This is a genomic window from Halostagnicola bangensis, assembly GCF_054653435.1.
On the sequence record NZ_BAAIGG010000004.1, the window covers coordinates 389846 to 403762 of the forward strand.

Here is a 13917-nt window from a genome sequence, read left to right on the forward strand (position 1 = left end):
GCTCGCACCCGAATTATCATCCGTTTTAGCGCTGAACCGCCAGTATGGACGTACTTGTCATCGGCGGCACGGGACTCATCAGCACCGGAATCGTCCGACAGTTGGTCGCGGCGGGTCACGGCGTGACCGCGTACCATCGCGGGGAAACGACCACTGCACTTCCCGATTCGGTCGAACACGTCTACGGCGACCGGACCGATTACGACACGTTCGAAACGCGGATGGCCGATATCGAGGTTGATTGCGTAATCGATATGGTGTGTTTCCGTCCCGCTGACGCCCGAAGCGCGATCCGAGCGTTCGAGGGACGGATCGAACAGTTCGTCCTCTGTAGCACGGAGTCGGTTCATCGTCGACCGTTTCGATCGATGCCGGTCACCGAGGACGCGCCTCGACGACCACCGACTACCGAATACGGCGCGGACAAGGCCTGTTGCGAGGACCTGTTGGTAGAGGCGCACGAAGACGGCGCCTTCGAGGCGACGATACTTCGCCCGTGGCAGACCTACGGCGAAGGTGGTTCTCTCTTGCACACGTTCGGGGACGGCACCTATTACATCGATCGCATTCGCCGCGGAAAACCCATCGTCGTCCACGGTGACGGAAGCGGCGTCTGGGGCCCCTGCCATCGCGACGACGTCGCTCGAGCGTTCGTCAACGCCGTGGGGAACGAGCGAGCGTTCGGCGAAGCCTACCTCGTCACGAGCGACGACAACATGTCCTGGCGACGGTACCACCGGCGGGTTGCGGACGCGCTCGATGCCCCCGACCCGGAACTGGTGACGATTCCGACCGAGGTGTTGCGGGCGGTTGCGCCGGACCGGACAGACCATCTCGAGGATTTCCTGCAGTATAGCGCGGTTTTCGACAATTCGAAGGCTCGGCGGGATCTCGACTTCGAGTACACGATCGACTGGGAGACGGGCGTCAGGCGTACGGTCGATTGGTTGGAGGAGCGCAATCGAATTCGGGACAGCGACGAGGTCGAATTCGACGATCGACTCATCGCACGCTGGCGGGACGCCCGGGACGACTTCGTCGCCTCCTTCGAGAAGGGTGGCTAAAGGAGTGTTCGGTCCCGGTAGGCGACTACTCGTCCGTCTCGAGCCAAAAAACACAAGCTATATCGGACGCGGAATCGCGTCAGTATGCATGGAAATAACTCACATTGAACCGATCTCGCTCGGACACTCGCTGCCCGACGGTCGGGGCCTCGGCGACGCTCGCGGATTCGGACACACGCGAAAGACGACCCTGCTCCGGCTGGAGACCGACACCGGCGTCGTGGGGTGGGGCGAAGCGTTCGTGCCCGGTCGGATCGTCGAGGCGACGCTCGAAGAACTGTTCGTCGACGATGTCCTCGGGATGGACCCATTCGCCGTGGAGTCGCTGGCGATCGACTCCTACACCGACCCGTACCACTTCGGCGGGGACGTGTTCGTCCAGAGCGTCGTCAGCGCGATCGACGTCGCCTGCTGGGACATCATCGGGAAGACGGTCGAACGCCCGATTCATCAGCTTCTCGGCGGCCGGAGTCGCGACTCGCTTGTTCCCTACGCGTCGACGATGTATTTCACGGAGGAGGATCGTTCGCTCGAGGCACCCATCGAGGAGGCCGTCGAGGAGGGGTTCGAGGCGGTAAAGATCAAGATCGGAGCCGGTCCGAAAGACGACGCCGAACGGGTCCGTGTGGCTCGCGAGATTCTCGGCGAGGATGGTCGGGTGATGGTCGACATGAACGGGAACTATCGACCTCGGCAGGCGATCGAATCGGCAAATGCGATCGCCGACTACGACGTCGCATGGATCGAAGAGCCCGTCCCGCCGGAGAACACGAGCGGCTATCGGGAGGTGAAACGAGCGGTCGACATCCCGATAGCGGCCGGCGAAGCCCACTACGGCCGGTTCGCGTTCAAAGAACTCATCAACGACCGAACGGTCGATGTCGTCCAGCCGAATCTCGGCCGCTGTGGCGGGCTCTCGGAGGCGCGGTTGATCGCCGATATGGCGACGACCGAAAACGTCGCCGTTAGGCCCCACGTCTGGAACGGAGCCGTCGGGTTAGCCGCCGCGGTGCAGTTCGCCGCGAGCGTCCCCGACTATCCCCACACCCGAAACGTGCCGGAGCCGATGATGGTCGAATTCGATCGGAGCGAGAACCCGCTTCGGGACGACCTCCTCGAGACGCCGTTTGACCCGTCGGGAGGCACTCTCGACGTACCGCAGGAGCCGGGGCTCGGAATCGCGGTCGACGAGGACGCGCTCGAGCGGTACCGGCTAGACGAGTCGTGAGCCCCGAACAAACGGTTAGTCGATAGCAGTCGTTCGGTCTCCGAGGCGATAGCCGGCGTTCCGGCTCCGTGGTCTCGAGTCGTTCCAGGTAATCTGGACGGCAAAAATTGGAATTGTCGAGGACTGGTCGGGGACGAGACGGGGCCCCCAATCGACAGGGTTCGACGTGTGCACACCAGAGGCGAATCTTTTTACCCGCCCTCTGTCATCGAACATCCAATGGAGACGATCCTTCAGCAGGGCCCGAAAGCTGGCCGACACTGGCCGGCCGAAGCCGAGACGTACGAAGATCCAATCACTGGGACGACCGTTCGACGGTTCACGAACTATCCGAACACCACGAACCGCCACCTCTACTTCACCGAGCCGGCGTTCTATGACGATGGCCGCCGGCTGCTGTTTCGCTCGGATCGTGACGGGTCTCGAGACCTCTATTCGGTCGATCTCGAGTCCGGTTTACTCACGCAGTTGACCGATCTCCCGCAGGAGATCGACGGAACGACGCGGTTCCCCGATCGAAATACCGCGCTGTTTTGGTGTGGCCGACGGCTGGTTTCGCTCGACCTCGAGACGCTCGAGATCGCCACTCATTACGAGCGGCCCGAGGGTTACTACGGCGGACACCTCGGCGGGACGGCCGACGGGACCCGCGCCGTCGTCGCGCTGTCCGAGGCGCTCGACCTCGACGACGAACGAGATCCCGAAAACAGGGAGGTCTGGATGAACGCGCGGATGGAAGCGGGACCGCGTTCGAAGGTGATTTCGGTGCCGATCGAGGACGGATCGGCCGAGCCCAGCGTTCACGTCGATACCGAGCGCTGGCTGACTCACGTCAACACGTCGCCGACGAAACCGGAACTGATCACCTACTGCGAGGAAGGGCCATGGGAGGAGGCAGACAGGATCTGGGGGTTGAATCTCGAGACCGACGAGACCTGGCAGGTTCGGCCGACGGATGCGGACGAGGCTGTCGGCCATGAGCACTGGCTCGCCGACGGCGAACACGTCGGCTACCACGGCTGGCGCGGTTCCCGCGACGATCCCGACGCGTTCTTCGGACAGGTTCGATACGACGGCACCGATCGGCGCGAGTGGCCCGCGCCGGACATCTACACTCACTTTCACAGCATCACCCGCGATCTGATCGTCGGGGACGGCACTCACCGCGGGATTCCACACCTCCTCCTCTGGCGGTGGGACGCCGACGCCGATGGCTACGACGGTCCGTGGGCGCTCGCGACTCACGACTGGACGGGCGATGACGATGTCCACCCGCACGGTCGCCTGAGCCCCGACGGCTCGAGGATCGCGTTCGATAGTTCGCGTGGGGGAAACGAAAGCGATGTCTACGTCGTCGATGTCCCCGACGACCTCGAGGATCTGCCGAGGCTCGAGGATTTCGAGGTCGTGTCCTGACTGCGAAGTCGCTCAAATTCGGTCGAAGAGATCCAACTCGAAGTACGTCAGGACGGCGACGAGGAGCAACATGAGTAGACACAGCACGAACGTCATCGTCGCAGCGACGTACGAACCGGTACCGGGCTCGAGGTAAGGATACGAGAAGGCGAGCATGACTAAAAAGAAGACGTTGATTCCGAACACCACTTTGAGCACGGATCGAGTGCGATTCATTGAGTAGACTATCCGAATCGACAGAGAAATAAGTTTGTTTCCAGCAACGTCTTTCTCGGCTGGAGATTCCTCGGTGCTGAAAAACGTCATCGGAACAAGTTGATAGGAAAATATATATGGGTCTATCATGAATGTGTGCTCGATGCCAACTGATAGCAATGGGTTGAGCAGTCCAATTAGCAGACGAACTGCCCTCAAAACGGGGATCGCAGGTGGGGTTGTCGCACTCGCGGGTTGTGCGACGAACGGCGACGGTCCGGTCGGTGATCCGGTCGAAGAGCGCGTCGAACAGGAGTTTCGGGTCGCGAACCATCGCGGGGCCTACGAATTCGAGACGGCTCACTGGAGTCCGTACGATCCGAACAATTCGATGTCGGATTTCGATCCGCCGGGATTGTTGTACGATCCGTACGTCGTCTACCTTCACAGCGCAGATGAAACGCGAGGGGTGATCGCCGAGGACTGGCAGATGGACGGCGACGTTCTCGAGATGGAACTTCGCGACGACTACGAGTGGCACAACGGAGACCCCGTCGTCGCTCAGGATTACGCGACTCAGTGGAACCTCCACCTCGAACTCGGACGCATCTTATCCGATGACGAGGATCCGAACGCCTTCGTCGACGAGGCCGAAGCGGTCGACGATCACATGATTCGGTTCCACCTCCACGACGAGTTCGGCGAGCAGTTCATCATGGCGAACGCCCTCGGCAACGACCTCAACATCGTCAAAGCCGACCTGGGCGACGACCGGACGTACGCAGAGTGGCTCGAGGAACTACAAAACACCGACGGGGACGAGCAAGAACAGGTGGCGAACGATCTCCTCGAGTGGAATCAGGAGGAAGCGATCGGAAACGGCGTCTTCGAACTCGACGATATTGGCGATAACACCATGCACGCCACGCTGTATGAAGGGCATCCAAACGCGGAGAACGTCCTGTTCACCGATTACGTCTGGGAACAGTACGAGGACCAGCACATCGCCTTCCAGGAGGGGCAGGTGGATGGTATCACCGTGACGCTCCCTGCTCCCGCCGACATCGAACAACAGTTGGGTGACTATCACAAAATCAACGGGGATTACCTGCACTACCACTCCGTCCTGTTCAATTTCGGGGATTACGATATTCCCGCCTCGGCGGCGGATGATGGTGCGTACGATCCCTACACCGACGATCGGAACTTCCGGAAAGCCATCGCGTACGCCGTCGACCGCAGTTCGGTCGCACAAACCGCGCCGGGGGATTCGTACGAACCAATCGACCTCCCGCCGTGCTGGCTCACCGAGGAGGCCGCCAACGATGGGATCGTCGACCTCGACGGCTACGATCATTACGAAACCGATCTCGATGCGGCACACGACCATATGGAGGCCGCCGGCTACGAGTACGACGAGGGAGACGAACTCTGGTACGATGAGGACGGTGAGACCGTCGAAATCATCCTCATGGCGAACACCGGGTCGGGGATTCAGCGGAACGGATTGAACGCCATCAATTACGAACTCGAGGAGTTCGGGCTCGATCCCGAACTCAACATCGTCGACGAGGCAACCTACGGGAATCGACGCCTGAACGGCGAGTACGACATCCTGTTGGACGACGGTGGCGGCTTCTCGGTTCGAGGGATCATGTGGATCGATGCCGTCTGGAACTGGTATTCGGAACTGATGCACGTCGACTGGTACAACGACTCGTTCGAGGTTCCGATGCCCGTCGGCGATCCGAGCGGTTCGGACGGAACCGAAGACATCGTCCTCGGCGACGAACTCGGCGAGTGGCACCGGACGGGTGACGACGACGTTCACCTTCAGCGGTTGACCTGGATGTACAACCAGGTGTTACCGCAGTTCGAAGTTGTCGCCGGACTCGACCACGGTGGCATTCGAGCGGACTACTGGCACGTGGAGGGTCCGGACTCGATCATCGACAACCGCGTCGCGGAGTACAACCTGTTGAAGTTAGAAGACGCGGATCTTATTCCGTACGAGCAATAGATCGACGGTACCGAGCCGCCGGATAGACATTTTTAAATCCGATGATACAGAATACCACTCATATCCACAATGGACTGGAGAATTAGGCGATTAGGGCAGTCTGTCTTCACGGTTTGGGCCGTGATGACGCTGACGTTCGTCCTCACGCGTTTTATGCCCGGGAATCCGATCGACTACTTTCTGGTCGAAGTCGGGCCGGACCTGGACGATCCCGCGCAAGCGTACGAAATGGCTGAACTGTACATGAACATCAACCCGGAAGATCCCCTCTACATCGAGTACTACGATTATATGACGGCGTTCATGCAGGGTGACCTCGGTCGGTCGATGAGCATGAACATGCCGGTCGAGGAGGTGTTGGCTATCGCCATCCCGTGGACGCTATTCGTCATGAGCTGGGCGGTCTTCCTCGGATTTACCGCCGGAATCGCGATCGGTGCGGTTATGGCCTACTGGGAAGGCGGCAAGTTCGATACGGCGCTTACGGGCTATGCGACGATCATCACCTCGATCCCGTTTTACGTCCTCGCACTGGTGCTGTTGACGATCTTTGCCTATCGTCTTAACTGGTTCCCGACCGGCGGAAGGCAACCGGAGGGCGTCCAACCTGGGTTCAACTTCCTCTATCTCACGGGGATCGTCCACCACGCGATGCTCCCTGTCTTCTCGATGTTCGTTACCTCCGGGATGGCCGCACTAACCATGCGTGGAAACAGCATCCGCGTCCTCGGTTCCGATTATCTACGGGTCGCGCGGCTACGGGGCCTTTCGGACCCGACCATTGCGATCCACTACGTCGCTCGGAACGCCATCCTTCCGATGTACACGGGTCTCATGATTGCGATCGGGAGCATGTTCGGCGGTGCCGTCGTGCTCGAGGAAATCTTCGTCTACCGGGGCATGGGCTGGTACCTGATCGAGGCGGTTCGGGCTCGGGATTACCCGTTGATGATGGGGGCCTTTACCGTCATCACGATCGCGGTCGTGATCGCGTTACTGATCGCGGATCTCACGTACGGAAAGATCGATCCGCGCGCAGGGGGTGAGAACCGTGAAGCGTTCTGAGGACACCGATGGATCCGACGAACGCACGCCGAACGGGTTGGATAGCGGCGGTGATTCGGAGACGAAACTCGACAGCGTCGAAGACATTCTCCGAAGCGATGGCGGAACCGTGGATTCGCCGTTCGAGCGGACGGCGACGGTGGAGGAAACGAGACGGGATCGAATCGACCGAAAGCTGAAGGATTACCTGTGGACGCCGTGGTCGATCATGCGAAACGATTGGCGCGCGATCGTCGGCGTTTCGATCCTCGTGGTGTACTTATTGATAGGAACCGTCGGCGTGTACTTGATCGAACCGACACATCCGACCCACGGTGAGTCGCTCGTCGGGCCGTTTGAAGATTGGAGCCACCCGCTCGGAACCGACCAGTCCGGCCAGGATATCCTGTCGATGACTGTCTACTCGACGGTCCCCATCCTGCAGATGATGGGTGCGGGTGCGCTGTTTACCATCGTTCTCGGGACGGGTTTCGGTCTCGTTTCGGGATACAAGGGCGGAATGGTGGACACGGTCCTGAGCTCTATTACAGACGTGTTCATCAATATCCCGGGTCTCCCGCTGGTGATCGTACTGTCGGTCCTGCTCGAGCCCGAGCATCCGGCGCTCGTCGGGATCCTGCTAGCTGCGGCCGCGTGGGCGGGGCTCGCGCGGGCGATTCGATCGCAGGTACTTACCCTCCGAGGCGAGGCGTTCGTCGAAGCCTCGAGAGCGATGGATGTCCCGACGGTGTCTCTCCTTCGCAAGGAGATCCTGCCACATCTCATGCCCTACATCGTGGTGAACCTCGTCAACGCGGCCAGACGAATCATCTTCGCCGCGGTCGCGTTGTACTTCCTCGGCATCCTCCCGTACTCGGACGCAAACTGGGGCGTGATGCTCGAGAGCGCGTACCGGGCCGGTGCCGTGTATCGCCCGGACGCGATTCACTGGCTCGTCGTCCCGATGATCGCCATCTCGGGAATCTCGATCGGGCTCGTACTGCTCGGTCAGTCCCTCGACCGAGTGTTCAACCCTCGAGCGAGAGCGCGACACGAGCGAAGCGACGACGGCAAGGGATCGGAGCCGGAGTCGGAACCGAACACAACTAACGTTACGCAGATGTGAGCTACGTTATGAACGAGCAATATCACGACACTGACCACGATCGAACCGACGATCAACCGGCCGTTCGAGACGAGGTGTACAGATGACGATATCAGAATCAGATGCGAGTCTGGTCGACTCGACCGGAACCGACACCATCGTGGAACTTCGGGACACGTCCGTCAGCTTTGGCATGGATCGGGGCGAGTCGCGCGTCCTCAACGAGGTCAACATCGATATCGAACGCAACGAGATTCTCGGCGTGATCGGCGAGAGTGGGTCGGGGAAATCGATGTTCGCCTCGGCCTTGCTCGATGCGGTTCCCGCACCCGGTAGGACGACCGGTGACGTCATTTATCACCCTGAAGGCGGCGATCCGGTAGACGTTACTGCGCTCTCGAAGTCGGAACTCAAACAGTTCCGCTGGGAGGAGATTTCGATGGTCTTCCAGGGCGCGATGAGCTCGTTCAATCCCGTTCGATCCGTTCGAACCCACTTCGTCGAAACGCTGAGCGCACACGACTACGACGTCGATGCCGGCATCGAACGGGCTAAAGCGCTCCTCGAGGATCTGTATCTCGAGCCCGAGCGGATGCTCGAGTCGTACCCCCACGAACTCAGCGGCGGGATGAAACAGCGCGTGTTGATCGCGTTGAGCCTCGTCCTCGAGCCCGAAATGCTCGTGATGGACGAACCCACGGCCGCGCTCGATCTGTTGATGCAACAATCGATCATCTCGTTGCTCAACGAGATCCAGGAAAAACACGATCTCACGATCGTGTTTATCACGCACGACCTGCCGCTGGTGGCGGATCTCTCCGATCGGCTGGCCGTCCTGTACGCCTTCGAGTTTGCCGAAATTGGGCCTGCCGACGAGATCTTAGAGCGCCCGGCTCATCCCTACACGCGGGCCTTGCTCAACGCCACGCCGAACCTGTCGGCCCCGCTTGAGCAGATGCGGCCGATAGAAGGGGAGAGTCCGGATCCGGTCAATATTCCGCCCGGCTGTTCGTATCATCCCCGCTGTCCGCTGGCTGACGAGGAGTGTCGGTCGATCGATCCCGGTGCGTACGACGCCGGAGACTCCCGGAATCATGACGTCTACTGCCATCACTGGGAGCAGTCGATCGACGACCTCGAGGGGGCGTTTACGGAGTCGAATTCCGATGATTCGCCCGCGACGCGGAACGCTTCTCGCTCGGATGATGCGGAGCCGCTCGTGTCGCTCGAGGACGTCGAGGTTCAGTTCGGATCTGAGAACGACGGCTGGCTCGATTTCGGCGAGTCCGACGTAGTAACAGCCGTTGACGGGATTTCGTTCGACATTTACGAGAACGATGTGGTCGTTCTGGTGGGCGAAAGCGGCTGTGGGAAAACCACGCTCGGAAAGACCGCGGTCGGCCTCCAGCGACCGACGGACGGGACCATCGAGTACAAAGACCGAGACATCTGGAAGGGAAGCTCCGGCAGTAGCACGCTCGAGGATAAAGAAATTCGTCGGGCGCTCCAGATCGTTCACCAGGACCCCGGCAGTTCGCTGAACTCGCATCAGCGGGTTCGATCGATTCTCTCGACCCCGCTCAACCGATGGCATCCCGACCTCGATGGCAACGACAGACGTGAGCGGATCCTGGCAATGTTAGAGTACGTCGGGATCAGTCCGCCCGAGGATTACATCGAACGGTACCCACACCAGCTCTCGGGCGGCGAAAAACAGCGGGTCGCGCTCATCAGGGCGATGTTGGTCAATCCAGATCTCATCCTCGCCGACGAGGCGGTGTCTGCCCTAGACGTATCCCTCCGAGTGAGTATCATGGATCTGATGATCGAACTGCAGGACGCGTTCGACACGTCGTTCCTGTCGGTCTCGCACGACCTCTCGAACGCCCGGTATCTCGCGGAGAAAACTGGCGGCCGAATCGGGGTCATGTACCTCGGGGAACTCGTCGAGATCGGATCGGCCGAACAGATCATTCAGAATCCCCAGCATCCGTACACACAGGCGTTGCGCTGGGCGACGCCCGAACTCGAGCAGGACGACGACCCCGACGAGAACCCGATCCGAACGATCGACGTCCCCGACCAGAAGAACATGCCATCGGGCTGTCGGTATCACACCCGCTGTCCCGACGCCAGAGAAACCTGTCGAACCCAGAAACCGGAACTGGTTGATCTCAGTAACGAGGATGGAGTACAACGGACCGCTTGCTTCCGCGTCGACGACGATCACGAGTACTGGGATAGCGAACCGATTACGGACGATACACTCGACGGGGACGAGGACGACGATCGCGTGAACGTCTCCGAGTAGTCGACAGTGATTCGGTGGGGTCCATCGCTTTGCCGAATTGTGCCTCATCCCGTCGCCATCACGAACCGACGATCGGACTGCGGAGCGGTTTCGTTCGTCCGTTCTCCTTCCGTCACAGTATCCTCTCCGCCCCAGTCTGGTCGATAGTATTATTTCGCTCTATTTGCTCTGTACAACTGCGAATATGGGACAACGAGACTATCTCACGCGACGACAGGTGAGTTCGCTTATCGGCACAGGACTCGCAATCGGCGTCGCCGGTTGTACGGATGACGACGGAGACGATTCGGCGGATGGGAACGAAACGGATCCCGGTTTGAACGACGATTCCGACGGGGGCGAGGATGTCGAGGAAGGAAGCCTCGTCGTGTTTCTCGAGGACGAAGACGGCGAATCGGTGTCTGAGGGGGTTGCCGTCGAGATCGACGCCCAAAACGAAAATCACCGGTACATCGTCGACGAAGGGATCGAGGACGGCGTCGCCGAACCCGAATTCATCGAGGCCGGTTCGTACACGGTCGTCGCCGAAGGTGAGGCGTACGAATCCGCGGAGGCGGACGTGACACTCGAGGAGGGTGAGGCTGAAGAGATTACCCTCGAACTCGAAGCGTCATCCTGAGAACTGAGCCGATCGCATCGTGCTGTACTGGTCTGTAACGGGTGCCGGCGGTGGTATCCTGCTTTTGCGTTCGTTCGATAATCGCCCTCGAGTGCGAGCCAACTGCGGGACAGATTACGGCTGGGTTAGCGCGACTCGAGAACGGCCGCGGTCTCGAGGTCGTAGTCCTCGAAGTACTCGCGCTCGCGGTCGATCAACTCGGCGAACAGTTCCTGGGCCGCTTCTCGAGAAAGCGTGACGAGCGGTTCGTTCAGAAACGCCTCGAACGCGAGGTCGAGATCGCCGGCGAAGCCGGCTTCGACGAGCGTTTCCTGATTGTGGATCGCGGTCGTGACCATGTTCCGAACCGCTCGAGGGAGCGTTCCGGCGGTAATCGGTTTGATGCCGCCGCCGGTGACGAGGACGTTCGTCTCGACGATCGCCCCGTCGGGAAGATCCGGCGTCTGGCCGACGTTCGGATAGTTGAGGTTGGTTTTCATGGAGTCCAATCCCAGCAGGGCGCGGATGATGTCGACGGCTTCCTCGCCGGACTGCTTGAACTCGAACTCGTCGGCGTCGGAGAGATATCGCTCCATCTTCGCCGGCCCCTCCTCGCTTTCGCCCACGCGGGCTGAACTCGGCGTTAGCCGAATCCCCCACCGGTGGATTTCCTCGGGGTCGTCGATCGAGAGGTACCACGGAACGAACTCCACGAGGTGGCGGTCGCCCGCGGCACCGAGGAGCCCGAATTTGTCGTAGAGATCGAACGCGACCTGGTGGTGATTGATCCAGTAATCTGCCCCCTCGAAATCGCCGGGCTCGAATCCGGGGAGGGGCTTTCGCTCCTCGAGTTCCGCATCGAGGTACTGGTAGATGTCGTGTCCGTACCAGGAGGCCTCGTCGATCCACGTGAAGTGGTTGACGCCCTTGACGTTCACGTCGATTTCGCTCCCGGAGACGTTCTCGGCTTCGTCGACGTATTTCTCGGCGATTTCGGCTAGCATCTCCTGGACGTGGAACACCTCGTGACAGAGGCCGATGGCGTTGATCTCGGGGTACTCTTCATAGAGCGCCCGCGTGCAAACGGTCATCGGATTCGTGTAGTTGAGCACCCATGCGTCGGGACACTGCTTGCGTACCGTGGCGGCGATTTCGCGATATTGTGGAATCGCGCGAAGGGCTCGAACCGCGCCGCCGGGACCGCAGGTGTCGGCGACGGTCTGATAGCAGCCGTACTCCTGTGGGACGTCGATATCGTGAACGAAGGTCTCCTCTGGGGGATCCTGAATCGAACAGATAACGAAGTCGGCTCCCTCGAGGGCGTTCTCGAGGCTCTCGTGTGCCTCGAACGTCCAGTCGCTGACGACGTCCTCGCGAGTCGCCAGTTCGTTGCCGAGTTTCGCGTTTTGTTCGGCCGGTTCGTAATTGACGTCGTACAGGGCAACATTCCCCGAGACGTCCGAACACTGGAGCAGGTCGTTGATGAGGGTGTGTGCCCATCCTCGACTACCGCCGCCGATGTAGCCGATCGTAACGTCTGAGACGCTCTCCGGGAACGATGTGCCCGTGGCACTGAGCTGGTGCATACTACCGTGAGGGGTTGAGACACCCAAAAGTGTTCCCGTTCAGAGAGGCGTTCGTCGTCTCCCTTTCACGGTTGATAATAGCGATCTTGGTATCGAAGTAGGTGTCCATACCAACCCGCTCAGAGATCCGAAAAGGAAAAGACTGGTTTGCAGGTTTCGGAGGCGAGGAAGGCGTCGAAGGCGGCGGCGGGTTCGTCGACGCTGAACGACCGGTCGATGATCCGTTCGGCATCTATCTCGCCGCTCGAGAGCAATCGGATGGCCTGTTCGAAGTTCCGCCAGGTCGAGCCGTAGGACGTGTTGAGATCAATCTCGCCGCGCACGACCGGCGTCATGAACAGTTCGCTCGGGGCACCGGGAAGGCCGACGACGACGACCTGTCCGCCCTTTCGGACGTGCTCGACCGCCATTTCGACGCCGCTTTGGTGACCCGTCGTATCGAAAACGACATCGAATCCGATGCCGTCGGTTTTCTCGTCCACGAGTTCCGAGAGATCGCTTCGTTCGACGTTGACGGTGTCCATGCCGAGCTGTTCGGCCAGCGGGAGTCGATACGCCGTGTCCTTGCCCAGCCCCGAGACGAGGACGTTCGCGCCCATCGAATCGGCGACGGTCGCAACCAGTATCCCGATCGGGCCGGGTCCTTCGACGAGGACCGTATCGCCCGGTGTCACGTTCGACCGGTCGAACACGGCTCGCGTGGCGATGCTGAGCGGTTCGGTAACGCTCGCCTGACCGAGCGCCATGTCGTCGGGTATCCTGTGTAGGTCTCGAGGATTTACCGTCGTGTATTCGGCGTACGCACCGTCGTTGTGCATCCCCGTAATCTCGAAGTTCTGGCAAACGTTCGGCTGTCCGTTCTTGCACTGAAAGCACGACCCACAGTCGTGGATCGGCTCCTCGACGACCGAATCTCCCACCGAAAATTCGGTTACGTTGTCGCCGATATCGACGACCTCCCCTGAGTACTCGTGACCCATAATTCGCGGGAGCGGAATCCATTTGTAGCCTTCTTCGTACGTATACGCGTGGGCATCGCTGCCGCATAGGCCGGCCGAATGGACGCGGACGAGTACTTCGCCGTCGTCGGGAACAGCTTTCTCGCGCTCTCGAATTTCGATAGATCTGGGTCCGGTATGGACTATAGCCTTCATCATGAAGCTCCCTCGCTCTGTCATCGAGCTACTGATAGTTGTGTGAGTTGCCCACATATAACTTTAGGTGAGGGAACCGCTTGGAGACAATTCTCGAAAGCCTGTTCTGTCGAACCTTCATGATCTATAAGCACTCATCCGGTCAGGTCGGATGTCATTTTCTCTGTTAATCGTCGCTCGTCACCGACCCGTTTTC

11 protein-coding genes are annotated in these 13917 nt (G+C 60.1%); 8 read left to right on the forward strand and 3 right to left on the reverse strand.

The window, feature by feature from the left end:
* Window positions 1-44: 44 nt before the first annotated feature.
* From ACYQ14_RS21515 to ACYQ14_RS21525, 3 genes are all read left to right on the forward strand, one after another.
* The gene (locus ACYQ14_RS21515; protein WP_459891333.1) at window positions 45-1064 is read left to right on the forward strand and encodes an NAD-dependent epimerase/dehydratase family protein; all 1020 of its coding nucleotides are present in this window, start codon (window positions 45-47) and stop codon (window positions 1062-1064) included.
* An 88-nt stretch (window positions 1065-1152) separates the two neighbouring features.
* Window positions 1153-2292, forward strand: coding sequence for a mandelate racemase/muconate lactonizing enzyme family protein (locus tag ACYQ14_RS21520; protein WP_459891335.1), 1140 nt, complete (start codon window positions 1153-1155; stop codon window positions 2290-2292).
* 219 nt (window positions 2293-2511) lie between these two features.
* The gene (locus ACYQ14_RS21525) at window positions 2512-3708 is read left to right on the forward strand and encodes an oligogalacturonate lyase family protein (RefSeq protein ID WP_459891337.1); all 1197 of its coding nucleotides are present in this window, start codon (window positions 2512-2514) and stop codon (window positions 3706-3708) included.
* 12 nt (window positions 3709-3720) lie between these two features.
* Here the strand turns inward: ACYQ14_RS21525 and ACYQ14_RS21530 are convergent, their stop codons facing one another.
* The gene (locus ACYQ14_RS21530) at window positions 3721-3924 is read right to left on the reverse strand and encodes a hypothetical protein (RefSeq protein ID WP_459891339.1); all 204 of its coding nucleotides are present in this window, start codon (window positions 3922-3924) and stop codon (window positions 3721-3723) included.
* Between the two features lie 142 nt (window positions 3925-4066).
* Here ACYQ14_RS21530 and ACYQ14_RS21535 point away from each other — a divergent pair, with 142 nt between their 5' ends.
* From ACYQ14_RS21535 to ACYQ14_RS21555, 5 genes are all read left to right on the forward strand, one after another.
* Complete coding sequence (locus ACYQ14_RS21535) at window positions 4067-5923, forward strand: ABC transporter substrate-binding protein (protein WP_459891342.1); 1857 nt, start codon at window positions 4067-4069, stop codon at window positions 5921-5923.
* Window positions 5924-5992: 69 nt separating this feature from the next.
* Window positions 5993-6988 carry an ABC transporter permease gene (locus tag ACYQ14_RS21540; protein ID WP_459891344.1) on the forward strand — a complete coding sequence of 332 codons (996 nt, stop codon included), beginning with the start codon at window positions 5993-5995 and terminating at the stop codon, window positions 6986-6988.
* A complete protein-coding gene (locus tag ACYQ14_RS21545; protein WP_459891346.1) occupies window positions 6975-8093 on the forward strand; it encodes an ABC transporter permease in 1119 nt (372 codons plus the stop codon). Before ACYQ14_RS21540 ends, ACYQ14_RS21545 begins: the two co-directional genes overlap by 14 nt.
* An 82-nt stretch (window positions 8094-8175) precedes the next feature.
* Window positions 8176-10383 (forward strand): ABC transporter ATP-binding protein, encoded by a 2208-nt coding sequence (locus tag ACYQ14_RS21550; protein ID WP_459891348.1) that lies wholly within the window; start codon window positions 8176-8178, stop codon window positions 10381-10383.
* Window positions 10384-10567: 184 nt separating this feature from the next.
* Window positions 10568-11002, forward strand: coding sequence for a peptidase associated/transthyretin-like domain-containing protein (locus ACYQ14_RS21555; RefSeq protein ID WP_459891350.1), 435 nt, complete (start codon window positions 10568-10570; stop codon window positions 11000-11002).
* Window positions 11003-11127: 125 nt separating this feature from the next.
* Here the strand turns inward: ACYQ14_RS21555 and ACYQ14_RS21560 are convergent, their stop codons facing one another.
* Both ACYQ14_RS21560 and ACYQ14_RS21565 read right to left on the reverse strand, forming a co-directional pair.
* Window positions 11128-12567 (reverse strand): family 4 glycosyl hydrolase, encoded by a 1440-nt coding sequence (locus tag ACYQ14_RS21560; protein ID WP_459891352.1) that lies wholly within the window; start codon window positions 12565-12567, stop codon window positions 11128-11130.
* A gap of 119 nt (window positions 12568-12686) precedes the next feature.
* A complete protein-coding gene (locus tag ACYQ14_RS21565; RefSeq protein ID WP_459891469.1) occupies window positions 12687-13721 on the reverse strand; it encodes a zinc-dependent alcohol dehydrogenase in 1035 nt (344 codons plus the stop codon).
* Window positions 13722-13917: the final 196 nt, after the last annotated feature.